Origin of the sequence: Dryocola sharpae, assembly GCF_051307055.1 — a bacterium.
Classification (GTDB): domain Bacteria; phylum Pseudomonadota; class Gammaproteobacteria; order Enterobacterales; family Enterobacteriaceae; genus Dryocola.
Genome location: NZ_CP149994.1, coordinates 2029029 through 2055589, shown reverse-complemented (window position 1 = coordinate 2055589; position 26561 = coordinate 2029029). Strand labels below are relative to the sequence as shown.

Genomic DNA, 26561 nt, shown 5'->3' with positions numbered 1-26561 from the left:
GGCCTCTCCTTATGCGCGACGTTCGCGTAGCGCAAGTTGAACGTTGCTCAACAGCAGCAGAATCACTACCAGCGTGGAGAGAATGACGCCCATCGGCACCACGGCATACGCGTCGCGGCTATGAATAAAGGCATTGAAGACGGCAAGCACGATGGCGAGCAGGCTCAGCCAGAAATGGATTTTTACGGGCGAGCCCTGCGGATATGTCGGTCCCGTCCAGACAAACACGGCGTTGATAATTCTGGGGATAATGGCGATCAGCAGGCCGATCACAATTAGCCAGTTGGCCGCATCGTTCCACATCTGACTAAAAGTTTTCATATACAGAATGTCGAAAATCCAGGCGGCAACGAAAAAGCCGAGAGGAACAGGATTTAACAGTTCATAAAGCGCCACGACCGGTGCCGGGCGCCCTGTTGCAAGGTGCGTTTGCATTTCCGTCTCCTTTGCTCTTCCAGATAAGCTGCGTCAAAGATGCGTAATCAGCGATTGGCGTACCTGTAAAGATTAGTAAATTTCAAGGATAACGGCGGGTTAATTATCATTTCTGTCCGCTGCGCCCGGGATAACAGCTATCGTTTCTGCCCCCAGTTCCGCATGCAGCATTTCAGCAGCGGCCGGTGGCGGAAGCAGGTTATCCAGCACGCCCCTGACGACGTCGACATGGTCGATTTCACCGTTTTCATTATGGAATACCGTCAGCACCCTGCCGTGATTAAGGCCGTAAGCCGCCTGCTCGGTAAGATGCAGACTGGTTGCCAGCTCCGTTTTTTGCAGCCCCGGCCTGCGGTTACGTCGCTCAACGCGAAATCTGTGCTGGTTGTATTTCGCCCAGCCAATCAGCAACAGGCCGTTTACCAGCGCAATCAGCATATAAAAGGTCACCGTATTGAGCGTGGTGAGGAAAGGCCTTAACCCCATAAACGGAGAGTGCGCAAGCGCGGTGATCAGGCCGTTATAGATAAGGTATGAAAACCCAACCCATGCCACCAGCGTCAGAAACATATCTATCAGTCTTGGGAAGAGACGAAGCTCGGTAAAGATCAGAGGCTGGTTCATGATTCGATCCTCCCAATGCCGCGATCGGGGCTGACCCAACGAGCCCTGCCGCGTTTATGCTTCAGCATGACTTTCGGGAAAGAGACAAGGGTTGTGAACAGGCTTAACATCCAGTAGACCACCGGGAACCAGATTATCCAGAACAGCGAGGCGGAAATTCCCTTTTCATAGCGCCGTTCGATGAGCAGGCTGACCAGGAACTGCAGGATGCATACCACGCCGAGCATCAGTCCGGTAAACGCCGGTGGGAACAGATGTTGTACGTAGAGGTTGTCAGGCATCGGCACCAGCAGGCCGGCGATAAACAGCAGGATACTGACCGCATAAGCGAAGGCCCAGGCGGTGGAGAGGCAAAACTCGATAAACAGCGGCCACATGCGGCGGTACTCCCAGGACCAGAGGCGGCGCATATTGACGATAAAGACCTCCGCGCCGCCCTGCGCCCAGCGCAGGCGCTGCTTCCATAACCCCTTTAGCGTTTCCGGCATCAGGATCCAGCACAGCGCTCGCGGCTCGAAGAATACCGACCAGTGGCGCAGCTGCAGCTTCCAGCTGATATCAATATCCTCGGTGATCATATCCGGGCTCCAGTACCCCACCTCGGCCAGCGCGCGGCGACGGAAGGCGGCAACCACGCCGGAGACGGCAAAAACCTGCCCATAGACACGCTGGGTGCGCTTGATGAGGCCGATAATGGACGAAAACTCGCCTACCTGCACTCGGCCAATCAGCGTTGAGCGGGTACGGATACGTGGATTGCCGGTCACGGCGCCCACGCGGGGAAACTGCAGAAGCGGCGCCACCATATAGGCAACCGCGTCGCGGTCCAGCAGCGCGTCGCCGTCGATACAAACGAGGAAATCGCTGCGGGCCGCCGCCGCGCCGGTTTTGAGCGCCACGGCTTTGCCCTGGTTTTCGGCCAGATGGATCACCCGCAGCCGTGGATATTCACCAGCCAGCAGATCCAGCACCTCGCCGGTGTTATCTTTAGAACCGTCGTTGATGGCGATAATTTCGATGTTCTGATAACGCTGTGCGTTTGCGGCTTCAATGGTCTCCCTTGCGTTCACCCCCTCGTTATAACAAGGGATCAGAATTGAAATCAGCGGATCGCCCTCAAGCGTCGGCGGCGGCATTTCCTCTTTCCATTGCCAGTGCCGCTCGCGGTAAAACCAGAAGTAAAGCCCCCCGCTGATCCAGAGCGCTGACATAAACAGAGGCCAGAAGAAGACGAAATTCAGCATCACTTCGCCGGTAAAGATGGCGGCCATTCCTAACGGAAGGCTGAACATCAGGCAAAGGATGAGGAAGGCTACGATGCGATCGGTCATTTTTGCGGATACCAGTATGATGAGAATGTAGAGCGGATCTCTGACATCTCAGGTTTATTGTTGATGAAATCGTCGGGGTAATAGCCGTAGTTGACGGCGCCGCTTAGCTCCAACTGGCGCATCCACTCAGCCAACTGCTTGCCGTCGATCTCATCCTGTGGCCCGGTTTTACGCCAGTCCCGCGCCTGAAGCTCAAACACGGTTTTATCGAGCGCATCGGGATGCTGTGCAACCTTCCTCACCAGTTTATCCAGCCAGGCATTGGCCTCATCGGCCGGAACGTTCTCCATAAGCGGCATGGCCATCGGTGCCGTCCAGTCGTAGGCGCCAAGGAAATCACTGAGGTTTTGTGCAAACCAGGCCTCGCTTTTGGGCTCCAGTATCGGCAAGGCATAAATGTTGCGCGCGGTTTCCACCTGCGGGCCGCGAATAGCCCGCACGGCCTGGGTGAGCTGCCGGGTGAAATCAACAAGCGCCCTGCTCTTAAAGCGCGTCCAGCGCTCAAAGGTTTGCGGATCGCTGCGGATGCGGGCGATATCGCCCGGGAAACCTGCGGCGCGGTAGGCCGCTAAAGCATCTGGCGAGGCATCTTCAAAGTCCGTCAGGAAGGCATCGTCATGGAATAAAATCCCTTTAAAGCTGGCCTGTTTTGCCAGGTCCTGGTAGATCTCGGTAATACGTTGACGAGCTTCACTGCTCCAGGGTGAAAGACGTACATATTGCTGTGGGTCTACGGCGCTGCGGCCCGTATCAGGGTTCCATTTCATGACCCTTGGAATGGCGTCATCCAGGTCGAAGGCCAGCACCGGCATCCAGGCGAAAACGTCCACGTTTGCGCGGTTCTGCAGTTGCCAGGAGACAAAGTTAAAGAGATCGGCGCGCATCGGCAGCCAACGGTTAGGGAAATAGAGTTCGCGGATGTTGCCGTCGCCTTTCGGATCGGCGTAGGCCTGCAGGAAGACGTGCGTGATACGCATGTCGTAAACGCGCTGAATAAGCTTGTCGATATTACGACGCTGCTGGACCGGGTCGCTATCGTAAACATAATCCAGGTCAATATGCATCACGCGCATCGTCTGGGGTTCACGCACCTCTGCCACAATGCCTGCAAATCGTTGCAGTGACGGGTTACCGGAGATTAGAACGCGCGGGATATTATCCAGATCGGCGGCGTTGGCCAGCCCATCGTTAAGGGTAAAGGCCATGCGATAGCCGTGCTCTTTAGCAAGCTGCAGCGTAATGCCGCTGGCCGCTCCGTATGGCCAGACCCAGGCGCGCGGCGGTTTTCCGGTCACCGACGTTATTTTCTGCGTTATCAGATTCAGATCGATATTGATGCGCTGATAGAAATGCTCATCCGTTTCATATGTGCCGGTGGCTTTATCGTACAGACGATTGGCTACGGCCGGCTCCTGGCTGCCCTGCGGGTTGGCGGTGCTGCCGTAGTGCGAGGCCCAGGTATGCGCGCCAATTTCCACCAGCGGCGACTGTCCCATTTCGCGCACCATCTGCCAGGTGGCAAACTTGTCGCGCGGCGTCATCAGGCCGCCGAAGTTCACCTGTTTTCCGGGTGGCGCATCGACCCAGCTGCCTACCGGCGCCCACAGGGCTGGCCAGTTATAGGATTTCAGCAATGGCCAGACGCGCGTGTAAAAGCTGCTGTAACCGTCATCAAAGGTCAGGAGTACCGCTTTTTCCGGCAGGGCAATTTTGCCGTCATGCGCATCCAGAATTTGCTGCACGCTGACCGGGTGATAGCCATTGTCACGCAGCCAGGCAATCTGATCGCTTAGCGCGCTGGTTCGTACCGAGAGATAACGCTGATCGGCGGCGCCATCTTCAACGTCGTGATAGCCGAGAACCAAAAAGCTGTTTTTTGGCCAGGCATGATCCGCCGTCAGCGGCGCTCTTTCTGCTGGCGCAACATAGCGTGGAACCTGTGAGTTACCACAGGCGGTGATCAGTATCCATCCGGCGATTAAAATTGCGGCCCGCAGCCATCGTTTAAACATGTGCTGTCCTTAAAACCTGACATTCAAATCGAAAGCAAGCGAGATATTCCGCTCACGTTTACCGTCGTACGGGCGTTTGTCCCATGTCAACATCACCCCGCCATCCACGACGTTATTCCACTGAATTCTCTGCCCGTAACCCAGCTGGGTAATCGCGCCGCTGCCCTGGTTTTTCTGCCAGTAGCTGCCCACCGCGCCGGTAACCTGCTGGCTCCAGACCGTATCGTAATGGCGGTAAAGCACGTGTTCGGCGCTAAGGCCGGGTACGACGGCGAGGTCACGTTTCGGGTTGTAATACGGCACGTTTTCCTCGCTGTTCGTGCTGCCGAAAATGCCGGGGGTGAAATCCAGCGTAAAGCGCGGCGTTGTCCATAAACGTTCTTTGCCGCTAAGGCCGTATTCGATGCGGTCGTTACCGTCGGAGAAATGAGAGGCGGCGAAAGACAGTTGATACTCGCGTCGCTCGTTTTGATACCAGCGAATATAACCCTCGCCGCCGTTAGCGCTGATGCCGTTGCGAAGCGCGCGCAGAGGCGTACTTCTGGAAAGACGTTCGGCAGAACCGCCGATGCGCCAGTTGTCATTGAAGTCATGCCAGGCAGACAGGCGTCCGCCGATTTTTTGCCCGTCGCCATAGTTGCGGCCGGAGATCTCCATTTCTGCCCAGTAGTTACGCGAGGTCCATTCGGCGCCGGCGGCCAGATCGCGGCTGATGCCCTTTCCTTCCTCAAATTCGCCGGTGGCAAAGTTAAAGCCGGCAAACAGCCGCCAGTTATCGTTAATCGGCGGGCTGTAAATCGCCGAGTTGAGGGTGAAATCATGCTTGCCGCTGACGGGGTTGTCGGATGAGATGCCCTGCGAACCGCTGAGGCGCAGCTCAGACATTTTGTGAATGTTACGAATGCGCGCCAGCCGTAGCGTTGAAGCGTCATCCGGGCTGCGCGCAATCACATCGTCGGTCAGCTCGTCGGCCTGCTTCCATTCCTGCAGATCGAGGGCGACGTAGGCCTGCTGGCGTTCCAGCTCCAGGTTACTGGGTTCAATGACTTCGGCACGTTTCAGCTCCTTTTCCGCCTTGCGCGGTAAGCCCCGGGCTTCAAGCACCGAGGCGTAGGAAATACGCAGCCCCTGGTTTCCCGCGCCGGTGTGCGCGAGACGTGCAGAGTGTTTTTCCGCCGCAGGCAGATCGTTGGTGGCGACCTGATACTGGGTTAACAACGTCTGGCCCAGCAGCCAGGTGTCGTTCGGTTGCGGCGTTGGGGAACCATAGACTCGCCGCAGATACGGGCTGTCCTTGATGATGCCATCGACCTGGCGTTTCGCCGCGTCAAAGTTTTCGCTATCAAGATGGGCGAAAAACAGATCCTGCTGATCTTCAGAGGAAAGCGGCATGGTGGCGATTGGGCCGTTCGGATAATAGATGCTCATCAGCATCGCTTCGGCTTTCTCGGGCTGCTTCTCGTTAAGCCAGGCCGTGGCCACCCAACGTTTGGCATAGGACGGAACCGTGCTTCCGCCTGCCTCAAGCGCCTCGTACTCCGCAATAGCTTCGGCATTTCGTTTGCGCATCACCAGCGCGCCAATGCGGTCTGTTCTTGCGCGCCGCACGTCCGCCTGCGCGTCCGGATTATTTTTCCAGGCGGCGAGCAGCTGGTCATAACGGGCAAGGGCTTTATCGGCCACGATAAAACGTTCATCTTCGTTGCGCGTTGGCGTGAAAGCGGCACGAACGATTTGCGCAGCGGCATCAAGCTCCAGCCGCCGCTTCAGCGGATCGGTATCGGCAAGGTTTTCCGCCAGATCCAGCGCCGGGCCTGATACCTGGTTTGCCGATAGCGCAGCGACAAGCGTGGCCTGCGAATCTTTATTCTTCGGATCTTCGGTTTCGGCGCGGCTGGCCGCGAGCACTGCGTCCCAGTTTTTACCCTGCGCGTGATAAACGTAGGCCACCAGCGCATCGCGGTCCGGACCCGGCTCCCTCTGTGCCCAGCTGGTGGCCTCAGTGAGCGCTTGTTCGTTGCGCCGCGCATCCGCGAGCGTCATTATCCAGCCGGTGCGTGCATCAGCGTTATCCGGCTCTTCGCGTAAAACGTTTTCCCACACGGCCAGCGATTCATTCCATTTTTTTTCATTGCGCAGCGCGCGGGCGACGGCAACCTGTCCGCGCGGCGGAATGGCTATTTGCGCGTGATAGCGATCCCAGACCCTGAGGGTTTCCTCATTATTATCCGCCCAGCCTGAAATCTGCAGCCAGTCGGCCACCTGCTTAGCCGTAAGCGCGGTCTGTTTTTCCTGCGCCTGCAGATATTCTAATAAAGGCGCTCTGTTCCCCGCGCGCGCCTCCATTATTAAATCATCATAATCAGGCGCGACAGCATACGCCTGTGCGGGAAGAAGCACGCAGACGGTAAATAAACAGGTCCCAGATTTTAAATACTTTATTGAATTGGCATGTCGACGAATGCTGAACATAGCTGCCCTTATATCCTTATGCCAGAGTAGAAATAAGCATTATCATTAATTTGTTGCCGCCATATGGCGGAACACGCAGCCAGAGCGCGCGTAACGCGGCTCTGCAGTTTTATTTAAGATAAAATTAATACTTTCGCATTATTGACTGAGCGCCTGGTTGAATTTTAGAAAATGAACCTCAGAAATAATGTCAAAACGTTAACACCGGGTTAAACATATCGCCACCAAATAATAATATAGTAGAACCTAAAAAGTATTTTCACCTTATTTTATCTAATACTTCCGGGATTGAATGCTGGCCAGCAGTTGAAGCGTGATAAAAGATCTCGTGATGGTTTTTATTATTTAACTTTGCAAGTCTGCTCACAGATTCACACTTTTTAACGCTCTTTTTAAGCTAAGCAGATGCCCTCTCTGGCTTCAGGAAGCCGGTCGCGCTCCCGCTGGCGAATGTGAATTTAAGTTTACAGGTCCTGTAATCCGGATTTGACGATCGCTCCGTTTTCCCCTACCCTGCGCGGCACAATGTCGTTATTAAAATTATAAATTCAGAGGAAAGCGTGAAGAATCGCACTCCTGGCAGTATTTTTATCGTTGCCGGCACCACGATTGGCGCGGGAATGCTGGCTATGCCGCTGGCTTCCGCAGGCGTAGGGTTTGGCGTGACCTTGCTGTTGCTGCTGGGGCTTTGGGGATTGATGTGCTACACGGCGCTCCTGCTGGTTGAGGTTTATCAGCACGTCTCCGCGGATACCGGGCTTGGCACGCTTGCCCGCCGCTACCTTGGCCGCCCCGGCCAGTGGCTCACCGGTTTTAGCATGCTCTTTTTGATGTACGCTCTTACCGCCGCTTATATCAGCGGGGCCGGGGAATTGCTCGCGGCGAGCCTCAGCCAGTGGATCTCCGCCAGCGTCTCTGCCTCTACGGGCGTGTTGCTGTTTACGCTGGTTGCCGGAAGCGTGGTGTGCGTGGGTACGCATCTGGTGGATATATTTAACCGCGTGCTCTTCAGCGCCAAGATTATCCTGCTGGTGGTAATGCTGGCGTTGATGATGCCCCATATTCACCACACTAATTTATTAACCCTGCCGGTTGAAAAAGGTCTCGCCCTTTCTGCTATCCCGGTTATTTTCACCTCTTTTGGTTTTCACGGCAGCGTGCCGAGCATTGTCAGCTACCTGAACGGCGATCTGCGCAAGCTGCGCTGGGTATTTATCACCGGCAGCGCAATCCCGCTGGTCGCCTATATCCTCTGGCAGCTGGCGACGCTTGGGGCTATTGATTCCGGGGTTTTCCACTCTTTGCTTGCCGAGGGTTCTGGCCTGAACGGATTGCTGCAGGCCGTACGTCAGGTCGTGGCAACGCCGCACGTGGAGCTGGCTGTGCACCTGTTTGCCGATCTGGCGCTGGCGACCTCCTTCCTCGGGGTTTCACTGGGGCTGTTCGATTATCTGGGCGATCTGTTCCAGCGCAACCGCAAAGCTTCCGGGCGTATCCAGACGGGCCTGATGACCTTCGCTCCGCCGCTGCTCTTCGCGCTGTTCTACCCGCAAGGTTTTGTGATGGCGCTGGGCTACGCAGGCGTGGCGCTTGCGATCCTTGCGCTAATCGTTCCTTCGCTTTTGGTCTGGAAAAGTCGTCAGCATCACCCTGCGCCCGGTTACCGGGTTGCCGGCGGTAAGCCGCTGCTGGCGCTGGTGTTCGCCTGCGGCATCGCCGTAATCGTTATCCAGGCGCTGATGGCGGCGGGTGTGTTGCCGGAAGTGGGTTAAGGCAGCGATGTACAGCGGGATACATCTGTCAATGCAGCTTTAATGAAAGCGCGCGGGAAGCGGTGCTGGATAAAATTAAGCGCTGCAAAGGAAGCGCTTAATGGTTAAAAAATAAGGGCTGCAAATGCAGCCCTTATTTCAGGGAGTGGAAATCAGAAAGTTTCCCAGTTCTCATCCGTGGTGCTGGTTTGCACAGGCTTACGCGGCGCGGTCGCGGGGGCGCTAAGCTTTGGAGTTTTCAGCTCGCCTTTTTCCTTAACGGCATTCTGCGTTATGCGGAACACTGATACAGCCTGCGTCAGGCGGCTGGCCTGCTCCTCAAGCGCGGCGGCGGCGGCGGCGGACTCTTCAACCAGAGCGGCGTTCTGCTGGGTTACGCGGTCCATTTCGGTGACGGCCAGGCCCACCTGATCGATGCCACGGCTCTGCTCATCGGACGCAGAAGCGATTTCGCCCATGATGTCGGTCACCCGCGTAACGGCATTGACGATCTCTTCCATCGTTTCACCCGCGCTTTCCACAAGCGTGGAGCCGGTATCAACTTTATTGACCGAGTCTTCAATCAGGCTCTTAATCTCTTTTGCCGCCTGGGCGCTGCGGCTTGCCAGGTTACGCACTTCGCCTGCCACAACGGCAAAACCACGGCCCTGTTCACCGGCGCGAGCGGCTTCAACGGCGGCGTTCAGCGCCAGAATATTGGTCTGGAATGCGATGCCGTCGATAACGCTTGTGATATCGGCAATTTTCTTGGAGCTGCCGGCGATATCGTTCATGGTGCGCACCACGTTATCCACCACTTTGCCGCCCTTCTGCGCGGTTTCAGAGGCGCTTAACGCAAGCTGGCTTGCCTGACGGGCGTTTTCGGCGTTCTGCTTAACGGTCGCCGTAAGCTCTTCCATGCTGGCCGCGGTCTCTTCCAGGGAAGCCGCCTGCTGCTCGGTACGGGAAGAGAGATCGTTGTTGCCGATGGAAATCTCGCTTGCTCCGCTGTAAATAGCGTCCGCGCCGTTACGCACGTCGCTCACGGTGGTAACCAGTTCGGCCTGCATGTTTCTCAGACTGTCCGCCAGCTGCCCCATTTCATTGCTGCCTTGCACTTCAATTTTGCGCGCCAGATCGCCGCCTGCGATATGACGGATACTCGCAATCAGGCTGTTTAACGGAGCGATCAGCGTAGTTTTTATGCCCAGCCAGACGATAACGATCGCCACCAGCACGGTAAGCAGGATCGCCATCAGGATCCAGATAGCCAGGTTATAGGAGCTGTTATTATCATCAACGGCCAGCTGATAGAGCTGGTCGTTCTGGTTCAGATAACTGACGTACTGCTGTTCGAAACCATCCTGATATTTTTGCGTCGGCTGGTCGAAGAATTCGTTGATTTTGCCTGCCCCCAGCAGCTGAATAAGCTCGGCAAGGGCGCCGTGATAGATATCGTAGTTGCGCTTGATCTCCTTTGTCGCCTCGTCGCTTTGACGCGGGTCGCGAGGAAGGGCTTCGTAAGCGGCCCATTGCTCTTCGGCGCGCTTAAGAGAAACGCTTGCGCTTTGCATGAGCTCGTTTACCGTCGAGCCGCTGCCGGTGTTGGTGGTATCCATCATATAGCGGATCCCGGCACGGTTAAGGGTATTACGGGTTTGCAGCAGCGCTACCCAACTGCCGTTCAGCGTGGACTGCTGCTGGCGGATGGTTTGCAGAACGGTGAAATTTTCCTTGTCATTTTTCAGGGCGTTAAAGAACAAGCCGCCAGACGTTAATTGTAAAATACCGAACAACCCCAGCACAAATAGCAGGCTGGTTACCACTTTTATACGATTTAACATGGGTTTCCATTCTTATTACGACAGATACATAGGTGTATCGGCGTAGTAAGGGAAAACTTTATGCTTATTATTGGACGGACTAAAATGTCGCTGCGAGGCAGGCGCAGCGATGTCAGGCCCGTATAGCAGGGCTACAAAGCTTCTTTTGCACGATTTTCCCGCCTGCCAGCGGCTGTGATTCTTCAGAAGATCTGATGGGCGAAGAGGCGTCGTGCTGGTGGCATACAAACAGACTTAATCGCCCTGCCTGCAGGACAGCAGGACGATGTATTCAGGGTCAGCTACGTTCGATATCTTTTGCCGCCCGATCGAGGGTATCGATAATTTTATACAGCGTCTCTTGCGGGATATCGCCCTTAGCCAGTTTTGTATTGAGCGCGATCTTAAAATTATGGATCGCGCGCTGCACCTCGGGGATACGGCGGTTATCGCCCAGCACGCCAAGCGACGCCAGGCGGCTTATGACAGCGGTGACCTCTTCTCGCTGCTGTTCGAGCGAGGTTTTACCTTCCTGCGTCAGCTGCCAGATTTTTTTACCGCCCGCGGATTCCGCGGCCCGGATAGCGCCCGTCTCTTCAAGAAGCGTCAGGTTAGGGTAAATAATGCCGGGGCTTGGCACATATTCACCCCCGGCCAGCGCTTCAATGGATTTAATCAGCTCATAGCCGTGAGCGGGGCTGGCGGAAAGAAAGTTCAGGATCAGCAGGCGGATATCTTTCGCGTCGAACAGCCTTTCACGGCGTGAACGGCCCCGGCCTTCCGAATAGCCGCCGTGATGTCCGTGCCCGCCATGAACACTTTGCCTGTCATGTTTTTCATGGCGTGTATGCAATAAATGATGAATACGCATCACTCGTCCCCTATTTATTGTGCCAGTAGGCCACGGCACGCACGTAATCCGCGTCCAGGGCGTGGGAGGCCAGCAGGTTATCGCTAAGGCGTTTCACCTCTTCGCCTTCGCCGGTTATCCATATGAAATAGTCCTCAGCGGGAACGGCGATATGTTTCAGCCTCCCGGCGATCGCTTCGCCATCAAGCCATTCAATCTCGGCGCCGGTAAACTCGCTCAGGTAAGGTCGGGTTCCGCTGTGGTGGCTGTTCACCAGCACTCGCGGGATGATATTTGCAGGCAGCGACAACAGACGACGACGCACCGCCGGTAAACCGCTTTCGTCGCAGACATAGAGCTGCCAGCTATAGTCGGCTGGAATAACCAGCGATCCGCGGGGTCCACCAATCATGAGCTTGTCGCCCTCTTTTGCCGCCGTTGCCCAGCTGCTCGCCACGCCGCCGTCGTGAATGTAAAAATCGATAGTCAGCTCATTGCGCGCGGCATCAAACGCCAGCGGCGTGTAGTCGCGCGATACCGGACGCGGTCCCTCACCCCACTGGATCCCTTCGCTGGTAATTTCCGGCAGTACAAGTTTGCCGTCGCTGTCCGGGAAGAAAACCTTGACGTGATCGTCAAAGCCTTGCGAGGCGAAGCCGGCGAGCATTTCGCCAGTAAAGACAATACGGTAGAAACACTCAGCGACTATTTCTTTGCTTTTAACCGTTAACTCGCGGAATTTAAGCTCGTTTTTGACGCGTTTTGGTAATTTAGATTTGCTTTTCTGAGGGGTCATGTTCTGCTCTTTATAGGGTTTAAAATATATCATAGACATGTTTTAGCACACGTAAAACGGCTTGTCTTTATCAAATTGCGGTATTAATGAAGCGAGACGGGGGAAAAGATAACCTTTGCAGCGGCCCGCTACCGGGATCGCAAATTGACAAACCCATACGATTCAAAACTTCCCTTTCGCCCCGGCACGTAACTAGACTGGTTATGGCATTACTGAAGCACGCCTGGCAACACGCCATCCACCGACTCACCGTCCAGGGAGGTTTAAAATGTTTCCTGAATACCGTGAACTGATAGCCGAGCTAAAATCCGCCAATCCCCGCTTTCTCAGCCTTTGCGATAAACATAATCAGCTCAACCATGAAATTTTGCGCAGGGAAGGCCCGCAAGGCACGGGCTACAATGAAAAGGTTATGCAGATGAAAAAAGAGAAGCTAAGGCTGAAAGATGAGCTTTATCAGATGTTAAAGCAGGCCAGCCGGTAAACTTTTTTAAGGAAGGGGCGTTCTCCTTCCTTTTTACGTTGAAGCCCCGCTCCGTGGAAGTACCAGAGCAGAGCCGGGGCTGTCTTACTCCGCCCTTACCCGTTCAAACGAGATAACGTACAGTTCGTTAAGGCCCGGATAGATTTCGCCAATCACCTCCTTTAGCTGCGGCAACGTCATGTTTTCCTGACGGGCATGCTCTTCTGTCAGCTCGCTCAGCATTACGGGAACCACGCTTTTCACGGCGATAGTGCAGAAAAAAACATCATCTTCATATCGCCCGACGCGTAAAAGCTGGCCGGGGCGGAAATGGGATTCGGCTTCATCACGCAGCGTGATAGTTTTGCGGCCTGCAACAATGTCAGCCTCAAAGCGCTGGAAAAAAGTAATGTCGTTCATGACGGCGTCCTGTGAAATTTATTCGGCATGCGCATCTTACCGTTGCTCAGACAAACGCCGCCAATGGATTTGCCGTTTCAAAAGCAACCGTGCGATCGGCCTGCGGCGGATAAATAAGCTCGCTGGTGATGGAAAGCTTCAGTTTTTTGGCTTCCGCGCGGGTGAGTTTTACCTCCTGCTCCCAGCCTTCGGTGTACACCGCGCCCCAGCCGCCCAGATCGAGGCAGGTCACATAATTCACCTGACGATAGGCCAGGGGTTCTGCGCCCAGCAAAGAAGCGGCGGCGTTATGCCCGACGAAGCGGCCCAGCATAATCGCATGCTGGCAGGACATCAGCGCGAAGTTGCCTTTGTCATCCGTTGCCGCGCGGGCCACATCGCCCGTGGCGAAAACGTCGTCATAACCCGGCACCTGCAGCCATTCGTTGACATGCAGGCGCCCCTGGCCGTCGCGCTGCGCCGCAATTTGTGAAGTCAGCTCGCTTGCCCGCACGCCGGCTGTCCAGATTACGGTGCTCGATGGAATACGTTCGCCATCGGCCAGGGTTATGCCCCGCTCGTCCACTTCGGCCGCCTCAGCGCCCAGACGCCATTCAACGCCCAGCTCATCGCTCGCTTCACAAATCACATCGCGCAACGCTTCGCTGTAGCGTCCGCCAATCATGCTGCCGCGCTCCACGACGATAACGCGTGGCGTGCAGCCTTCCCCCAGAATGGCGCGCAGACGGTGCGGCAGTTCAGTCGCCACTTCAATACCGGTAAAGCCGCCGCCGCACACCACCACGGTATTACGCGCCGCCGAGTCCGGCTGCTGGCCAAGCTGATTAATGTGCTGTTCAAGGCGCAGCGCTGTTTCGAGCTGGTCGAGGTCGAAAGCGTGTTCAGCGACTCCCGGCACCTGGTCCCGGCGCAGATAACTGCCGGTGGCGATAACCAGGCGATCATAGGTTTCGATTGTGCTCTCGTTTTGCGCATTGCGGTACCAGACGCATTTTCCTGCGGCATCAATACGCTGCGCTTCTCCCTGTAGGAACCTCACGCCGGTAGCGTTAAACAATGGCATTAGCGGAGAAACCAGCGTTTCGACCTTTTTTTCATAAAAGCGTGGACGCACGCGCAGCTCCGGCTGTGGGGCTAAAACGGTGATGGCAATATCGCTGCGTTTATGCAGATCGGCCAGACGAGCCGCGCTCAGCGCTGCCCACATACCCGCAAAACCTGCGCCAAGGATTAGAATTTTTTGTTTCATGCGATCCGCCTTTGTGTTGTAAAGCCGCTACCCGGCCGTTAACTACGACTATACTAGTCGTAGTTAACTCCGACAAGTTTTTTCGTAGTTAACTATTTGCCTGCTTCGTAATGCCGTTTTCATTGCAAGCCGATGGGGATATCCCTACATTACCCGGAATAATTATTTCGGGGGTCCTATGGCGTTTTACAGTGCGGGCGTGGAATACGGCATTCACAGCCTGGTATGTATGGTGGATAACAAAGGCAACGGCATGGAAATGAACGTGCGCGAGCTCGCCGTGCTTCAGGGCGTGCCTTACGATTATCTTGCCAAGATCTTTACCAGGCTCTCCAGGGCCGGTCTTGTCGCCAGCACTGAAGGTAAAGGCGGAGGATTTATCCTTGCGCGCCTGCCGGAACAGATAACCGTGCTGGATATCGTCGCCGCCATTGATGGCCCAAAGCATATCTTTGACTGCAAAGAGATCCGCCAGCGCCTCGCCGTATTCGAGGAATCTCCGCCCGAATGGGCCTGCGAAGGGATCTGCGGCATACGCGCCGTAATGAATACCGCCCAGCAACGTATGGAAGAAGCGCTGGCGCAGCATACCGTCCTGGATTTATCCCGCCGCGTGTTTCGTAAAGCTCCCGATGAGTTCGTGGTGGAAGTGCAGGAGTGGATCCGGGACAGACGCGGCCAGTAAGCGTTGCCCCAACAAAAGGCGTTACGATAAAATTTTTGCCACTTTGTACAGCGGCGCACATATTGATTTCAGGCCCGGCGTAGTCTGTTTCTGCAGCAAAATTCTCTTTCTGCAAAACAGAAAAAGCTGAGGAATGGATGTATGGAACGTATCTTGATTGATGGCAAAATAATCGAAGTCGGCTTTGAAGATGGCCTGTATGTGGCAACCAGCGACAGCTTTGCGCATAAAGAAGCCCATATTGATCGGGACGCCTTTATCGCTTTGTTAGCCAAAGAGTTGCGGACCACCGCGGCGACTATCGAAAAGCACGTAAGTAATTTTATTCAGGCAATAAAAAAGGCCATCCGATGGAGATGGCCTTGAGCGTTTTAACTGAAGTTACTCGTGTAGAACTGAGTCAATCTGATAGTCACCTCCGTTTCATCGCTGATACTGCGCCCAACATACTCCTGTCATCCCGCAGGAAACAGAACCTGACTCACATTTTTGCGGCCCGAGGGCTTCAGAACAGGGAGAACATCAGCGCAACAGGAAAGCTCATGGGCCAGGTCGCGCCCACCAGCACGGAACTTAACAGTTTGATTCGTTTGCTATCGCGGGCGAGAAACCAGGTAATAACGGCAGAGATTAACGACATTAAGGCGTAAAAAACCAACATATGCTGATAAAGCGTCATACAAATTTTTACAGGCAGATAAGGAATTTAATAAATTATGCTCTTTTTTTATGACGCAGATCAAGTTTTCAAGGAAGGCTAAGGCAGGCAAACTTTACGCTACCCGCCCTCTAAGCATGTAAAAAGCGTTATACACAGGCTTTTTATCAAGCCGTCTCAAAACCCAACCGATCGAGCGCCGCAATGCAGGCATCCATGTCCTGTTGTGCCAGACCGCCGGAAATGCCGATGCCGCCGACCAGCCGTCCTTTAATTTTTAACGGGTAGCCCCCGCCAACGGGCATCAGCCTTGATACATTGTTGAGCTGCGCGGTTTCAGGCTGGTTTACCACGTCGTTCCAGACATGCGTGGGCAGGCCATAGGCAGAAGCCGTCCATGCTTTATTGATTGCCACCTCAACCGTCAGGAAGTGCGCGTTATCGTCGCGAAAGAGCGCCAGCTGGTGCCCGCCGGCATCGGTAATTGCAATAGTTACGGCAATGCCCTGCCCGTGCGCGCTTTCGCGTGCGGCTGAAATAAGCTGCGCGGCGGTCTTCTGGCTGACGTATTTTTGGGTAATCAAATCAATCTGACTCATCTGCATTGCCTTATTTTGTTAATACGACTTTACCCAGCATATCGCCACGCTCCACAAGGGTATGCGCCTCTTTGAGGGTGGTGATATTGATACCAGAAAGTTGCTTAGTTACCGTTGTACGGATGCGGACTTGTTCCACCAGCATGGCTATTCTGTTTAGCAATTCACCCTGCTTACGTTGGGAATCGGTCTGAAAAATTGAACGGGTGAACATCAGCTCCCAGTGTACCGAAAGCGATTTCAGCTTGAAGGGCGCGATGTCCAGCGAGCGCGGGTCATCAATCAGGGCAAAGTGTCCTTCCGGCTCAAGCACGTCGACAATTTGTTGCAGATACGACTCGCTGTTGTTCAAGCCAACCACATGCGTAACGCCGCTAAAACCCAGCGTCTCAAGCTGGGGACGCAGAGGTTCAGCGTGGTTAATTACGTAGTGAGCGCCATGATTCATAACCCATTCTTTTGAGGCAGAGCGCGATGCCGTGCCGATAACCGTCAGCCCGGTTAATTCTCGCGCCAGCTGTGTGAGAATCGATCCCACGCCGCCTGCCGCCCCCAAAATAAGCAAAGTGCCTGAACGAGCGGGATTCACGTGCTGGACTTTTAGGCGATCGAACAATAACTCCCACGCGGTAATGCCGGTCAGGGGCAGCGACGCTGCTTGTGCAAAATCAAGGTTGGCGGGCATCCTGCCAACGATGCGTTCATCAACCAGCTGCTGCTGGCAATAGCTGCCGTGGCGACGCATGTCGCCCGCATACCACACGCGATCGCCGGTTTTGAAATGGCTGACTTTCGCCCCTGTAGCCATGACCACGCCGGCAGCATCCCAGCCGGGAACACGAAAATGACCGGGCTCTGGCTGTGAATTGGCGCGAACCTTCACATCTACCGGATTAATCGAGATCGCACGAACATCAACCAGCAGGTCGTAAGGGCCGGGTTCAGGCTCCGGTAAATCAATGTCCACCAGTGAGTTAGCATCTTGCAGGGGCAGTGCATTATAAAAACCGATTGCTTTCATCTTTTTTACTCGTCAGTGAGAAACCGAATCGAAAGAGTGCCCGGTTCAGAGCGAGCGAAAAAGATGTTAAATTAACTAACTCTTTCGTCAAAACAGCGAAAATCATGCGTCTTGATGATCTGCAGCTTTTTGTGCAGACGGCCGAGGCCGGGAGTTTCTCCCGGGTCGCGCGTCAGCTTAATATCACGCCCGCCTTTGTCAGCGGCGCAATTTTGCGTCTTGAAAAACACCTGGGAAGCCGGCTGTTTATTCGCAATACCCGAAATCTGCGGCTGTCGGATGAAGGGATACGCTATCTGCCTTACGCGCGTAGCGTGGTAGACCAAATGCTGCTGGGCGAGCAGGCCTTAAACGAAGGGAAAAATACCTTAACCGGCACTTTGCGTTTGTCGGCCCCTTCTGATTTTGGCCGCAATTTACTGCTGCCCTGGCTTGATGAATTTCAGCAGCAGCATCCCCGGCTATCGCTAAATCTTCGCATCAGCGATCGGGCAGTGGATTTAATCAGCGATCCGGTTGATGCCGCGATTCGTTATGGTCGTCCCGGGGATTCCTCGCTGGTTGCCTGGCCGCTTACAAACGGATTACGCCGCGCGTTATGCGCCTCACCGGAATACATTGCGCGTCACGGTCGGCCAGAACATCCCGATGATTTGGTGCACCATAACTGCCTGTACTATGTCTGGAGCGAACAAATTTTCCAGCGCTGGCATTTTTCTTTGCCGGACGAGGAATGCGTCATAAACATTACTGGCAATCGCTTTAGCGATGATGCCGATGTAGTCAGAAGATGGGCCTGTGCGGGACAGGGACTGGTATATAAATCCCGGCTTGACCTGCTACCGGACATTCTGGCCGGCAGGCTGGTAGAACTGTTCCCGGAGTCATGGTGCGAGCCGTCTCCCCTTCATCTGGTCGCAGCGCATCGCTCACAGGCCACGCCCGCGCTTGAGCATCTGAGGATCTGGCTGCAGCAGCGTTGTGCGCAACTGCTTAAAAGACGTGAATAAAACCACGCTGGGCATTTTAGCTTAGCGTTATGGGTTAAAGCGGCTGTAAAAAATACCTGTTACAGCCGCTCAACACGCGCTAGTGCTTAATCATTACGTGCCGGATAACGGTGTAATCCTCAAGCCCGAACAAAGACATATCCTTGCCGTAACCTGAGAGCTTCTGCCCGCCGTGCGGCATTTCGCTGACCAGCATAAAGTGCGTATTCACCCAGGTACAGCCATACTGCAGCCTGGCGCTCAGACGATGCGCGCGCCCGACATCCTGCGTCCAGACAGAGGATGCCAGCCCATAGGGAGAATCGTTCGCCCACTCCAGCACCTGCTCTTCGTTATTAAAGGCCGTCACGCTCACAACCGGGCCGAATACCTCTTGCTGGACGATATCATCTTCCTGTTTTGCTCCGGCAAGCAGCGTCGGCTGGAAGTAATATCCCGGCCCTTCGACCTTCGCCCCGCCCGTTACGACTTTCACGTGCGGTAAGGCTTTGGCGGCATCCACCGCTCTGGTCACGCGCTCAAGGTGCGCCTGCGAGCTCAAAGGGCCAAGTTCGGTGGACTCCTCTTCCGGCGCACCATATTTCAGGCTTGCGACGGCCGCGCCAAGCTTTTCGACCAGCTTGTCGTAAATACCCGTTTGCGCGTAGATACGGCAGGCCGCAGTGCAATCCTGTCCTGCGTTGTAATAGCCGAAAGTGCGCACGCCTTCCACAACGGCATCCAGATCCGCGTCGTCAAACACGATAACCGGCGCTTTGCCTCCCAGCTCCATATGCGTGCGCTTAATTGACGGTGCGGTATGGCTGATGATGTGCTCGCCCGTGGTCATAGAACCGGTAAGGGAGACCATACGCACTTTAGTATGCCCGGTCAGCGCATCGCCCACCGTCTGCCCGCGTCCGAACAGCACGTTGAGCACGCCCGCCGGGAAAATATCTTTTGCAAGTTCGGCAAGCTTAAGCGCGCTCAGCGGCGTGATTTCCGAAGGTTTAATAACCACGCAGTTTCCCGCTGCGAGCGCAGGACCGAGCTTCCAGGCCGCCATCATCAACGGATAGTTCCAGGGTGCGATAGAGGCCACGACGCCTACCGGATCGCGGCGAATCATCGAGGTGTGCCCGCTCAGATACTCCCCGGCGGCGAGACCATTCAGGCAACGGCTTGCCCCGGCAAAAAAGCGGAATATATCCACAACCGCCGGGATCTCATCATTCAGAACGCAGTGACAGGGTTTGCCGCAGTTAAGCGACTCCAGTTTCGCAAACTCCTCCGCGTTTTGTTCAATCACATCGGCGAGCTTTAAAAGATGCCCGGCCCGCTCTTTTGGCGTGGTTTGCCCCCAGCTGCGGAAGGCCGCGTCCGCCGCAAGCACCGCATCGTTAACCTGCTCTACGGTGGCTTCTGCTATCTCCAGCAGCACCTCACCGGTAGCCGGATTATAAACCGGCAGCTTTTCACCCAGCCCTTCCACTGACTGGCCGTCGATCAACAGTTGGCTTTGCATAGCGTTACCCTTCTCAAGTTATTTCCCGCTGCCCGCAACGTCATCGCCGCCGCGGCTCAGCCAGTACGCCCCTAAAATAGGAATGGTGGTCATCAGCATCACCAGCAGCGCCACCACGTTGGTCACAGGCACTTCACGCGGCCTGCCGAGCTGATTAAGCAGCCACAGCGGCAAAGTGCGTTCATGGCCGGCGGTAAAGGTGGTGACGATAATTTCATCAAACGACAGCGCGAAGGCCAGCATGCCGCCCGCCAGCAGCGCCGAGCCAAGGTTCGGCAAAATCACGTAGCGGAAGGTTTGCCAGCCGTCGGCGCCCAGATCCATCGACGCCTCGATCAGGCTGTAGGAGGTGCGGCGAAAACGCGCAATCACGTTATTAAAAACGATCACCACGCAGAAGGTCGCGTGACCCGTGACGATGGTGAGAAACCCCGGCTCAATGCCCAGCGTTTTAAACGCGGTAAGCAGCGCGATACCGGTAATAATTCCCGGCAGCGCAATGGGCAGCAACATTAATAAAGAGACGGCGTTCTTGCCGAAAAATTCGCGTCGCCACAGGGCTGCGGCGGCCAGCGTGCCGAGGATCAAAGCAATGATAGTCGCCAACGCGGCAATCTTAAGTGACAACGTCACTGAATCAAGGATATCTCCGCGCGCTGCCGCCACGCTAAACCAGCGCAGCGTCAGGCCCTGCGGTGGAAAGCTGAAAGCTGCCTCTTCGGTGTTAAAGGCGTAGAGCGCGATAATAAGCAGCGGAAAATGCAGAAAGATGACGCCGCCCCAGGCGGCGATCTTTAACAGCAGCGGCGCGCGTTCAGAGTGCATCGAAAGCCCCCAGACGTTTAACGATGGCCAGATAAATGGCGATCAGCACGATGGGCACCAGCGTAAAAGCCGCCGCCATCGGCATATTGCCAATCGCCCCCTGCTGGGAATAAACCATATTGCCGATAAAGTATCCCGGAGGCCCCACCAGCTGCGGCACAATGAAGTCGCCGAGCGTTAAGGAGAAAGTGAAAATGGAGCCCGCCGCCACGCCCGGAATGGCGAGCGGAAGAATAACGTGGCGGAAGGTTTGCGCCGGCCGCGCGCCCAGATCCGCGGAAGCCTGAAGCAAAGACGGCGGCAAACGTTCGAGCGCGGCCTGGATCGGCAGAATCATAAACGGCAGCCAGATGTAGAGAAACACCAGGAAACGGCCAAGACCGGAGGTAGAAAGCGTATTTCCGCCCACCGCCGGAAAACTCAGTATCGCGCTGAGAATCGGCTCCAGCCCAAGATGCTGTAAAAACCACTGCGCCACGCCATCGCGCGCCAGCAGCAGCGTCCAGGCATAAGCCTTCACGATATAGCTCGCCCACATCGGCAGCATCACCGCGATATAAAAGAACGCCTTTAGCTTGCCGCTGGTATAGCGCGCCATGTAATACGCCATCGGAAAGGCCAGCACCGCGCTTGCCAGCGTGACGGCTACCGCCATGATGAGCGTGCGTAAGATAATGTCGTAGTTGGCCGGGTGAAAAAGCGCCGCCAGGTTTGCCAGCGTCAGATCCGGCGTCACCGACATGGTGAAGTCATCGAAGGTATAGAAGCCCTGCCAGAGCAGCGTCAGCAGCGATCCAAAATAAATCACGCCGAACCACAAAAGCGGCGGCAACAGTAGCAGCGTCAGCCAGAACGTCGGGCGCTGCCAGAGGAAGGTGGTCAGGCGGCGCATCAGACGCCGCTCAGGCCGGGCTGCGGGAAGGCTCATATCCATTTCATCCTTCTCCGTGCAGCGGCACCATCGCCGCTCGCGGCCACGCCGCCGTTACCTGTTGCCCAATCTGATAGCGCTCATCAGAGATGAGCCGCTGCGGATTGGGCTCGCTGACCAGCAGCTTTTCGCCCCCGGCCAGACGCAGCTCCAGCCGCGTTGCCGCGCCCTGGTAATGGATCTCCTGCACCGTACCGGCGGCCTGGATTTCCCCTTGTCGATCGATAACGATATGTTCCGGCCGCAGTGAAAATAGCTTCTCATCGCCGCAAAGCCTGAGCGCAAGCGCAGGTGCAATGACGTTGGACGTCCCGACAAAGCCGGCGACAAACGCCGTGCGCGGCTGCATATAAAGCTGGCGCGGCGTATCGACCTGCTCAATGCGTCCGTTGTTGAACACCGCCACGCGATCGGACATGGAGAGCGCTTCGCTCTGGTCGTGGGTGACGAAGATGAAAGTGATGCCCAGTTCGCGCTGGAGTTTTTTCAGCTCGCCCTGCATCTGCTCGCGCAGCTTCAAATCAAGCGCGCCAAGCGGTTCGTCCAGCAGCAGAACGCGGGGACGATTCACCAGCGCACGAGCTAATGCCACTCGCTGACGCTGCCCGCCAGAAAGCTGCGACGGCCTGCGGACATGAACAAAGCCGAGCGCAACCTGCTCAAGCGCCGCCTGGGCCGCAGCCTGCCGGGCTTTCTTATCAACGCCCTTTACCATCAGGCCATAAGCGACGTTTTCCAGCACCGTCATATGGGGGAACAAGGCATAGTCCTGAAATACCGTGTTTACATCGCGCTGATACGGCGGCACGTTCTGTGCCGGCTGGCCGAATATCGAGATGGTGCCGCTGGAAACCTGTTCAAAACCGGCAATCATCCGCAGGCAGGTGGTTTTGCCCGAGCCGGAAGGCCCGAGCAGCGAGAAAAACTCTCCGTCGGCGATATCAATGGACACGCCGTCCACGGCGCGCACATCGCCATACACCCGCGAAACATCATGAAACTGAACGGCGTAAGACATCCCGACCTCCAGGTTTAACGGCCGCCCATAATGGCGATATAGTCCTGCGTCCAGCGGCTGTAAGGAACAAATTTTCCGCCGTTGGCAACGGGCGTTTTCCAGAACATGATTTTGTCGAAGAAGCCGTAGCCGTTGGTTTCACAGCCTTTATCACCCAGCAGCGTGCTGGCTTTACATCCCTGGGTTACAACCGGCAGCGAGCCAAACCACGCCGCCACATCTCCCTGAACTTTTGGCTCCAGCGACCAGTTCATCCATTTATAGGCGCAGTTCATATGCTTCGCATCGGCATGCAGCATAGTGGTATCCGCCCAGCCGGTGACGCCCTCTTTCGGGAACACGGTGGCAATGGGCTGGCCTTCACCTTTCAGGGCGTTAGCCTGATAAGGCCAGGCGCTGGAGGCCACTACGCCCTCGTTTTTGAAATCACTCATCTGCACGGTGGTATCGTGCCAGTAGCGATGGATCAGGGCGTGCTGATCGCGCAGCACTTTCAGCACCGCCTGGTATTGCTCCTCGGTGAGCTGATACGGATCCTTGATGCCAAGCTGCGGCTGAGTGGCTTTAACGTAAAGCGCCGCATCCGCGATATAGATCGGGCCGTCGTAGGCCTGCACGCGGCCCTGGTTTGTTTTGCCATCCGGCAGATTTTGTTTTACAAACACCACGCCCCAGCTGTCCGGCGGCGTCGGGAACGTTTTGCTGTTGTACATCAGCAGGTTTGGTCCCCACTGATAAGGCGTGCCATAGACTTTCCCGTCGACGTTAAACCAGGAGCCTTTCTGCAGACGGGGATCGACATTCTTCCAGTTCGGGATAAGCGCAGTGTTAATCGGCTGAACGCGTTTTCCCATGATAAGGCGCAGCGAGGCATCGCCCGAGGCCGTCACCAGGTCGTAACCGCCCTTCGCCATCAGGCTCACCATCTCATCGGAGGTGGCCGCCGTTTTGACATTTACCTTGCAGCCGGTCTCTTTCTCAAAGCCGGTCACCCAGTCATACTGTTTATCGGTATCGCCCCGTTCGATGTAGCCCGGCCAGGCGATGATATCTAACTGCCCTTCGCCTTCGCCAGTCTGAGCGGGAAGCCCCGCCGCCTGCGCCGAAAACACGGTCAAACAGAGGGAGGAAAGGGTCCACAGAGCCTGTTTTGTACGCATTGCTGGTACTCCTGTCTGAAAGATAAAGGCGGCGTGCGGCTGGAGATCAGCGCGCAGGCACGAAAAAATCCCCGTAAAAAAACAATAGTCTGCGCCAATATGACGAGCATGGCGGCAGGCGTAAATTTCATCAGGTTGTGATAGACCGCGCAGTAAAACTGGCCAGAGGGCTTCGCAGATTTAGCCGGTTCAGGTAGCGTAAAGGATGGTTTTTCAAGCGTAGATAGCGTCTGAACGCGCCGCTTTCGTCAGCGGCCTGTTTTGACTAAAAATAATAATTTCATATGGATGGAGGTAAAAAATGCAGGTTGCTCATATCGCGTTATGGACCAACGATCTGGATCGCGCCGCCGCTTTCTGGCGTGAGCATTTTAACGCCACCGTGGGCGGCGCCTATCATTCAAAACGGCGTGAGGGATTCATCTCGCACTTCGTCACCCTGGAGAATGGCCCGGCGCTTGAGCTCATGACGTTGCCAGGCCTGGTTGATAAGCCGCCTCGCGAAGACAACCGCACCGGCTGGGCGCATATCGCCATAAGCCTGGGCTCCGTCGAGGCCGTTGACAGGCTGGCCGCGGCGCTCGAACCTTCTGGCGCCCTGGTGCATGCCGCTCGCTGGACCGGCGATGGTTTTTACGAGGCCGTGATTGCCGACCCGGATGGCAATCTGATTGAGATCACATCCTGATTTTCTACGCTTAAGTCTGACTTTTGTATTTTAGGGGGCACTATGTCCCTCTTTTCTCGCAACCAGTTAACGGGCAAAGTCAGCCACGTTGCCGATGCGCGGTAAATGATGAAGTGGAAATTACGCTAAACAGCGGAGGCAAACTGATAGTTAAGTTAGAATTGTGCACCCGCAGTTAGCTGAAATCGACCTTTTTCCTTCATTAATGGTTCTGGCGCGCTGCAGGCATATTCCATGATTTTTAGCGATATTACGCGCTGTTCTTGTTTATTCGGTACACAACATGCCGCGCCAGAGGATGCCCTGCGGGCACCATCGGGTGGTCAAATTCTTCACCGCGTTTCATCGCGATTTTTTCCATTACGCGCTGTGACGGTAAGTTTAGCAGGGCGGTAAAGGCGACAACTTCATCCAGACCGTACTCCTGAAAGGCGATATCCAGCGCTTTACGCGCCGCTTCTGGCGCATAACCCTGTCCCCAGAATCGCTTATCGAGCCGCCAGCCTATTTCGACGCAGGGTGAAAAAGGCAGCGCATAGCCAGGCATATTCAGGCCAACGAAGCCGATAAAAACCCCGCGTTTTTTCTCTTCCACTGCCCAAAAACCCCAGCCGTTGAGCGCCATTTTCTGCGCGAAAATCGCTATCAGGCGGTCGCTTTCTTCCGGCGTAAGGGTTTCAGGAAAGTAGCGCATGGTTTCTGGATCGCCATTCAGAGCGGCAAACGGCTTGCGGTCGCCTGGCCGCCATGCGCGCAACCTCAGGCGTTCAGTCTGGTATTCCATCTTTATTCCTTAGCTGCTGCGCGATTAAACGTGACAACGTCACCACGGCCTGCTGCTCTCTTTCGCCCCAGGGCCATGAGGCATTCAGGCGAAAACAGTTATCCCAGACGCGGCCGGTAGTAAACATTTTCCCCGGTGCGATACTGATTTTATGCGCGATGGCCTGTTCGCTGAGCAGGCTCGCATCCATATAAGCCGGCAGCTCAACCCATAAGAAATAGCCGCTTTCGCTGCGATGAATCTTCACCTCCGCAGGCAAAAGCGCATGCAGCGCCTGCCATGCCTGCTGTTTGCGCTCAGCCAGCATTCTTCGTAAACGCTTCAGATGCGTGTCATAACGTCTGGTCGCCAGATAATCCACCAGCGCCAGCTGCATGGGCGAACTGGTGGAAAGCGTGCTCATTAACTGCAGCTGTTGGATACGACGCGCATGCCTGCCCGCGGCCACCCAGCCAATACGAAAACCCGCAACCAGACATTTTGAGAACGACGAGCAGTGAAGCGTCATCCCCTGCTCATCCCAGGCCCTGGCGGGCAACGGGCGTTCGCGACCGTAATAAAGCTCGCTGTAAACGTCATCTTCAATCAGCGTGACGTTATGTTCCTGCAGAAGCGAAACAAGCCGGCGTTTTTTCTGGGCCGTCAGCGTCACGCCCAGCGGGTTCTGGCTGTTGGTCATCAGCCAGCAAGCCCTGACGGGATAGTCGTTCAGGGCCTGCTTAAGGGCCGTAAGATCGATGCCGTGTTCCGGATCGGTCGCAACCGATAGCGCCTTGAGACGCAGGCGCTCCAGCGCCTGAAGCGCGCCGTAAAAACAGGGATTTTCCACTATTACCCAGTCGCCTGGTTCGGTCACGGCCTGCAGGCTGAGGTTTAACGCTTCCAGCGCGCCCGCGGTGATCACAATCTCGTCGGGAGAAACCTGCATTCCCTGCTGCGCATAGCGACGAGCGATGGCGTGGCGCAGGGCTTCGTTACCCGGCGGCAGGCTTTCAATGACGCTCATGGCCGTGGCCGTTTTGCTGACCGTTGCAAGCGACCGGTTCAGCTGCTGCAAAGGGAACAGGCGCGGATCGGGAAACGCGGAGCCAAACGGCACCACGGAGGCATCACGGCTTGCCTGCAAAACATCAAAGATATAGGTGTTGATATCCACGGCCTCGTCGCGCATCACTTTTACCGGCGCAGGCATAGCGCGGGGAACCGGGCGCGGCGCAACGTAATAGCCAGATTGCGGGCGAGCCACAATCACGCCCTGGCTTTCCAGCACCTGGTATGCGTGTCCCACGGTCATAAAACTCATGCCGCTGTGGGCAACCTGTGCGCGCAAAGAAGGCAGGCGATCTCCCGGCAGCCAGACCCCCAGATTTATCTGGTCTATAATTTGTTGCGCCAGCCGCTGGTACTTTTTCATCAATCTCTTGTCCGTAACTATATCACCCGGTTAAAAAT

The 26561-nt window shown here is 55.7% G+C and carries 26 protein-coding genes; 6 read left to right on the top strand and 20 right to left on the bottom strand.

From position 1 onward, the window contains the following. Positions 1-9: 9 nt before the first annotated feature. The 5 genes from WLO31_RS09925 to pgaA all read right to left on the bottom strand — a co-directional run bounded on the left by WLO31_RS09925 (position 10) and on the right by pgaA (position 6874). Positions 10-435 (bottom strand): DUF2231 domain-containing protein, encoded by a 426-nt coding sequence (locus tag WLO31_RS09925; RefSeq protein ID WP_435930282.1) that lies wholly within the window; start codon positions 433-435, stop codon positions 10-12. 99 nt (positions 436-534) lie between these two features. Continuing rightward, complete coding sequence (pgaD, locus tag WLO31_RS09920) at positions 535-1059, bottom strand: poly-beta-1,6-N-acetyl-D-glucosamine biosynthesis protein PgaD (RefSeq protein ID WP_435930281.1); 525 nt, start codon at positions 1057-1059, stop codon at positions 535-537. Next, positions 1056-2390, bottom strand: coding sequence for a poly-beta-1,6-N-acetyl-D-glucosamine synthase (gene pgaC, locus WLO31_RS09915; RefSeq protein WP_435930280.1), 1335 nt, complete (start codon positions 2388-2390; stop codon positions 1056-1058). The genes pgaD and pgaC overlap by 4 nt, the downstream gene beginning before the upstream one ends. Continuing rightward, positions 2387-4402 carry a poly-beta-1,6-N-acetyl-D-glucosamine N-deacetylase PgaB gene (pgaB, locus tag WLO31_RS09910; RefSeq protein ID WP_435930279.1) on the bottom strand — a complete coding sequence of 672 codons (2016 nt, stop codon included), beginning with the start codon at positions 4400-4402 and terminating at the stop codon, positions 2387-2389. The genes pgaC and pgaB overlap by 4 nt, the downstream gene beginning before the upstream one ends. A 9-nt stretch (positions 4403-4411) precedes the next feature. Beyond that, positions 4412-6874, bottom strand: coding sequence for a poly-beta-1,6 N-acetyl-D-glucosamine export porin PgaA (pgaA, locus tag WLO31_RS09905; protein ID WP_435930278.1), 2463 nt, complete (start codon positions 6872-6874; stop codon positions 4412-4414). Positions 6875-7434: 560 nt separating this feature from the next. Between pgaA and tyrP the strand changes: the two genes are divergently transcribed. Continuing rightward, on the top strand, positions 7435-8646 hold the full coding sequence (gene tyrP, locus WLO31_RS09900) for a tyrosine transporter TyrP (protein WP_435930277.1): 1212 nt from the start codon (positions 7435-7437) through the stop codon (positions 8644-8646). Between the two features lie 152 nt (positions 8647-8798). On the opposite strand, the gene tsr is transcribed toward tyrP, so the two are convergent. The 3 genes from tsr to WLO31_RS09885 all read right to left on the bottom strand — a co-directional run bounded on the left by tsr (position 8799) and on the right by WLO31_RS09885 (position 12094). Beyond that, a complete protein-coding gene (tsr, locus tag WLO31_RS09895; RefSeq protein ID WP_435930276.1) occupies positions 8799-10469 on the bottom strand; it encodes a methyl-accepting chemotaxis protein in 1671 nt (556 codons plus the stop codon). Between the two features lie 277 nt (positions 10470-10746). Continuing rightward, positions 10747-11319, bottom strand: a complete 573-nt coding sequence (locus WLO31_RS09890) for a PadR family transcriptional regulator (RefSeq protein WP_435930275.1) — start codon at positions 11317-11319, stop codon at positions 10747-10749. Positions 11320-11329: 10 nt separating this feature from the next. Then, entirely contained in the window at positions 11330-12094 is a 765-nt protein-coding gene (locus WLO31_RS09885) for a siderophore-interacting protein (protein ID WP_435930273.1), read from the bottom strand. 268 nt (positions 12095-12362) lie between these two features. Between WLO31_RS09885 and WLO31_RS09880 the strand changes: the two genes are divergently transcribed. Next, positions 12363-12578, top strand: coding sequence for a YdcH family protein (locus tag WLO31_RS09880; protein WP_435930271.1), 216 nt, complete (start codon positions 12363-12365; stop codon positions 12576-12578). An 84-nt stretch (positions 12579-12662) separates the two neighbouring features. Here WLO31_RS09880 and yqfB read toward each other — a convergent pair whose 3' ends face one another. Together yqfB and WLO31_RS09870 are read right to left on the bottom strand one after the other, a co-directional pair. Continuing rightward, entirely contained in the window at positions 12663-12977 is a 315-nt protein-coding gene (gene yqfB, locus WLO31_RS09875) for a N(4)-acetylcytidine aminohydrolase (protein WP_435930270.1), read from the bottom strand. 46 nt (positions 12978-13023) lie between these two features. Next, entirely contained in the window at positions 13024-14226 is a 1203-nt protein-coding gene (locus WLO31_RS09870; RefSeq protein ID WP_435930269.1) for an NAD(P)/FAD-dependent oxidoreductase, read from the bottom strand. A gap of 178 nt (positions 14227-14404) precedes the next feature. On the opposite strand from WLO31_RS09870, the gene WLO31_RS09865 reads away from it, so the two are divergent. Both WLO31_RS09865 and WLO31_RS09860 read left to right on the top strand, forming a co-directional pair. Next, positions 14405-14911 (top strand): RrF2 family transcriptional regulator, encoded by a 507-nt coding sequence (locus WLO31_RS09865; RefSeq protein ID WP_435930268.1) that lies wholly within the window; start codon positions 14405-14407, stop codon positions 14909-14911. A 141-nt stretch (positions 14912-15052) separates the two neighbouring features. Beyond that, the gene (locus tag WLO31_RS09860; protein ID WP_435930267.1) at positions 15053-15277 is read left to right on the top strand and encodes a hypothetical protein; all 225 of its coding nucleotides are present in this window, start codon (positions 15053-15055) and stop codon (positions 15275-15277) included. 139 nt (positions 15278-15416) lie between these two features. Here the strand turns inward: WLO31_RS09860 and WLO31_RS09855 are convergent, their stop codons facing one another. The 3 genes from WLO31_RS09855 to WLO31_RS09845 all read right to left on the bottom strand — a co-directional run bounded on the left by WLO31_RS09855 (position 15417) and on the right by WLO31_RS09845 (position 17189). Further along, positions 15417-15590 (bottom strand): GhoT/OrtT family toxin, encoded by a 174-nt coding sequence (locus WLO31_RS09855; RefSeq protein ID WP_435930266.1) that lies wholly within the window; start codon positions 15588-15590, stop codon positions 15417-15419. Between the two features lie 146 nt (positions 15591-15736). Then, positions 15737-16168, bottom strand: a complete 432-nt coding sequence (locus WLO31_RS09850; protein ID WP_435930265.1) for a GlcG/HbpS family heme-binding protein — start codon at positions 16166-16168, stop codon at positions 15737-15739. A gap of 10 nt (positions 16169-16178) precedes the next feature. Continuing rightward, entirely contained in the window at positions 16179-17189 is a 1011-nt protein-coding gene (locus tag WLO31_RS09845) for a zinc-binding alcohol dehydrogenase family protein (RefSeq protein WP_435930264.1), read from the bottom strand. Between the two features lie 104 nt (positions 17190-17293). Between WLO31_RS09845 and WLO31_RS09840 the strand changes: the two genes are divergently transcribed. Beyond that, on the top strand, positions 17294-18199 hold the full coding sequence (locus WLO31_RS09840) for a LysR substrate-binding domain-containing protein (protein ID WP_435930263.1): 906 nt from the start codon (positions 17294-17296) through the stop codon (positions 18197-18199). 79 nt (positions 18200-18278) lie between these two features. Here WLO31_RS09840 and patD read toward each other — a convergent pair whose 3' ends face one another. From patD to ydcS, 5 genes are read right to left on the bottom strand one after another with little or no spacing between them, the layout of a single operon-like run. After that, positions 18279-19703, bottom strand: a complete 1425-nt coding sequence (gene patD / locus WLO31_RS09835) for an aminobutyraldehyde dehydrogenase (protein WP_435930262.1) — start codon at positions 19701-19703, stop codon at positions 18279-18281. Positions 19704-19721: 18 nt separating this feature from the next. Continuing rightward, positions 19722-20528 carry an ABC transporter permease gene (locus WLO31_RS09830; RefSeq protein WP_435930261.1) on the bottom strand — a complete coding sequence of 269 codons (807 nt, stop codon included), beginning with the start codon at positions 20526-20528 and terminating at the stop codon, positions 19722-19724. Next, the gene (locus WLO31_RS09825; protein WP_435930578.1) at positions 20518-21420 is read right to left on the bottom strand and encodes an ABC transporter permease; all 903 of its coding nucleotides are present in this window, start codon (positions 21418-21420) and stop codon (positions 20518-20520) included. The genes WLO31_RS09830 and WLO31_RS09825 overlap by 11 nt, the downstream gene beginning before the upstream one ends. Positions 21421-21463: 43 nt before the next feature. Next, entirely contained in the window at positions 21464-22477 is a 1014-nt protein-coding gene (locus tag WLO31_RS09820; protein ID WP_435930260.1) for an ABC transporter ATP-binding protein, read from the bottom strand. Between the two features lie 14 nt (positions 22478-22491). After that, positions 22492-23637 carry a putative ABC transporter substrate-binding protein YdcS gene (gene ydcS, locus WLO31_RS09815; protein ID WP_435930259.1) on the bottom strand — a complete coding sequence of 382 codons (1146 nt, stop codon included), beginning with the start codon at positions 23635-23637 and terminating at the stop codon, positions 22492-22494. A gap of 301 nt (positions 23638-23938) precedes the next feature. On the opposite strand from ydcS, the gene WLO31_RS09810 reads away from it, so the two are divergent. Then, positions 23939-24325 carry a VOC family protein gene (locus tag WLO31_RS09810; RefSeq protein ID WP_435930258.1) on the top strand — a complete coding sequence of 129 codons (387 nt, stop codon included), beginning with the start codon at positions 23939-23941 and terminating at the stop codon, positions 24323-24325. 250 nt (positions 24326-24575) lie between these two features. Here the strand turns inward: WLO31_RS09810 and WLO31_RS09805 are convergent, their stop codons facing one another. Together WLO31_RS09805 and WLO31_RS09800 are read right to left on the bottom strand one after the other, a co-directional pair. Further along, positions 24576-25109, bottom strand: coding sequence for a GNAT family N-acetyltransferase (locus tag WLO31_RS09805; protein ID WP_435930257.1), 534 nt, complete (start codon positions 25107-25109; stop codon positions 24576-24578). Next, positions 25093-26523 (bottom strand): PLP-dependent aminotransferase family protein, encoded by a 1431-nt coding sequence (locus tag WLO31_RS09800; RefSeq protein ID WP_435930256.1) that lies wholly within the window; start codon positions 26521-26523, stop codon positions 25093-25095. Before WLO31_RS09800 ends, WLO31_RS09805 begins: the two co-directional genes overlap by 17 nt. Positions 26524-26561: the final 38 nt, after the last annotated feature.

Bases quoted from the DNA above. Each gene is read 5' to 3' on its own strand.
- WLO31_RS09925 (WP_435930282.1), bottom strand. From the start codon at position 435: ATGCAAACGCACCTTGCAACAGGGCGCCCGGCACCGGTCGTGGCGCTT.
- pgaD (WP_435930281.1), bottom strand. From the start codon at position 1,059: ATGAACCAGCCTCTGATCTTTACCGAGCTTCGTCTCTTCCCAAGACTG.
- pgaC (WP_435930280.1), bottom strand. From the start codon at position 2,390: ATGACCGATCGCATCGTAGCCTTCCTCATCCTTTGCCTGATGTTCAGC.
- pgaB (WP_435930279.1), bottom strand. From the start codon at position 4,402: ATGTTTAAACGATGGCTGCGGGCCGCAATTTTAATCGCCGGATGGATA.
- pgaA (WP_435930278.1), bottom strand. From the start codon at position 6,874: ATGTTCAGCATTCGTCGACATGCCAATTCAATAAAGTATTTAAAATCT.
- tsr (WP_435930276.1), bottom strand. From the start codon at position 10,469: ATGTTAAATCGTATAAAAGTGGTAACCAGCCTGCTATTTGTGCTGGGG.
- WLO31_RS09890 (WP_435930275.1), bottom strand. From the start codon at position 11,319: ATGCGTATTCATCATTTATTGCATACACGCCATGAAAAACATGACAGG.
- WLO31_RS09885 (WP_435930273.1), bottom strand. From the start codon at position 12,094: ATGACCCCTCAGAAAAGCAAATCTAAATTACCAAAACGCGTCAAAAAC.
- WLO31_RS09880 (WP_435930271.1), top strand. From the start codon at position 12,363: ATGTTTCCTGAATACCGTGAACTGATAGCCGAGCTAAAATCCGCCAAT.
- yqfB (WP_435930270.1), bottom strand. From the start codon at position 12,977: ATGAACGACATTACTTTTTTCCAGCGCTTTGAGGCTGACATTGTTGCA.
- WLO31_RS09870 (WP_435930269.1), bottom strand. From the start codon at position 14,226: ATGAAACAAAAAATTCTAATCCTTGGCGCAGGTTTTGCGGGTATGTGG.
- WLO31_RS09865 (WP_435930268.1), top strand. From the start codon at position 14,405: ATGGCGTTTTACAGTGCGGGCGTGGAATACGGCATTCACAGCCTGGTA.
- WLO31_RS09860 (WP_435930267.1), top strand. From the start codon at position 15,053: ATGGAACGTATCTTGATTGATGGCAAAATAATCGAAGTCGGCTTTGAA.
- WLO31_RS09855 (WP_435930266.1), bottom strand. From the start codon at position 15,590: ATGACGCTTTATCAGCATATGTTGGTTTTTTACGCCTTAATGTCGTTA.
- WLO31_RS09850 (WP_435930265.1), bottom strand. From the start codon at position 16,168: ATGAGTCAGATTGATTTGATTACCCAAAAATACGTCAGCCAGAAGACC.
- WLO31_RS09845 (WP_435930264.1), bottom strand. From the start codon at position 17,189: ATGAAAGCAATCGGTTTTTATAATGCACTGCCCCTGCAAGATGCTAAC.
- WLO31_RS09840 (WP_435930263.1), top strand. From the start codon at position 17,294: ATGCGTCTTGATGATCTGCAGCTTTTTGTGCAGACGGCCGAGGCCGGG.
- patD (WP_435930262.1), bottom strand. From the start codon at position 19,703: ATGCAAAGCCAACTGTTGATCGACGGCCAGTCAGTGGAAGGGCTGGGT.
- WLO31_RS09830 (WP_435930261.1), bottom strand. From the start codon at position 20,528: ATGCACTCTGAACGCGCGCCGCTGCTGTTAAAGATCGCCGCCTGGGGC.
- WLO31_RS09825 (WP_435930578.1), bottom strand. From the start codon at position 21,420: ATGCGCCGCCTGACCACCTTCCTCTGGCAGCGCCCGACGTTCTGGCTG.
- WLO31_RS09820 (WP_435930260.1), bottom strand. From the start codon at position 22,477: ATGTCTTACGCCGTTCAGTTTCATGATGTTTCGCGGGTGTATGGCGAT.
- ydcS (WP_435930259.1), bottom strand. From the start codon at position 23,637: ATGCGTACAAAACAGGCTCTGTGGACCCTTTCCTCCCTCTGTTTGACC.
- WLO31_RS09810 (WP_435930258.1), top strand. From the start codon at position 23,939: ATGCAGGTTGCTCATATCGCGTTATGGACCAACGATCTGGATCGCGCC.
- WLO31_RS09805 (WP_435930257.1), bottom strand. From the start codon at position 25,109: ATGGAATACCAGACTGAACGCCTGAGGTTGCGCGCATGGCGGCCAGGC.
- WLO31_RS09800 (WP_435930256.1), bottom strand. From the start codon at position 26,523: ATGAAAAAGTACCAGCGGCTGGCGCAACAAATTATAGACCAGATAAAT.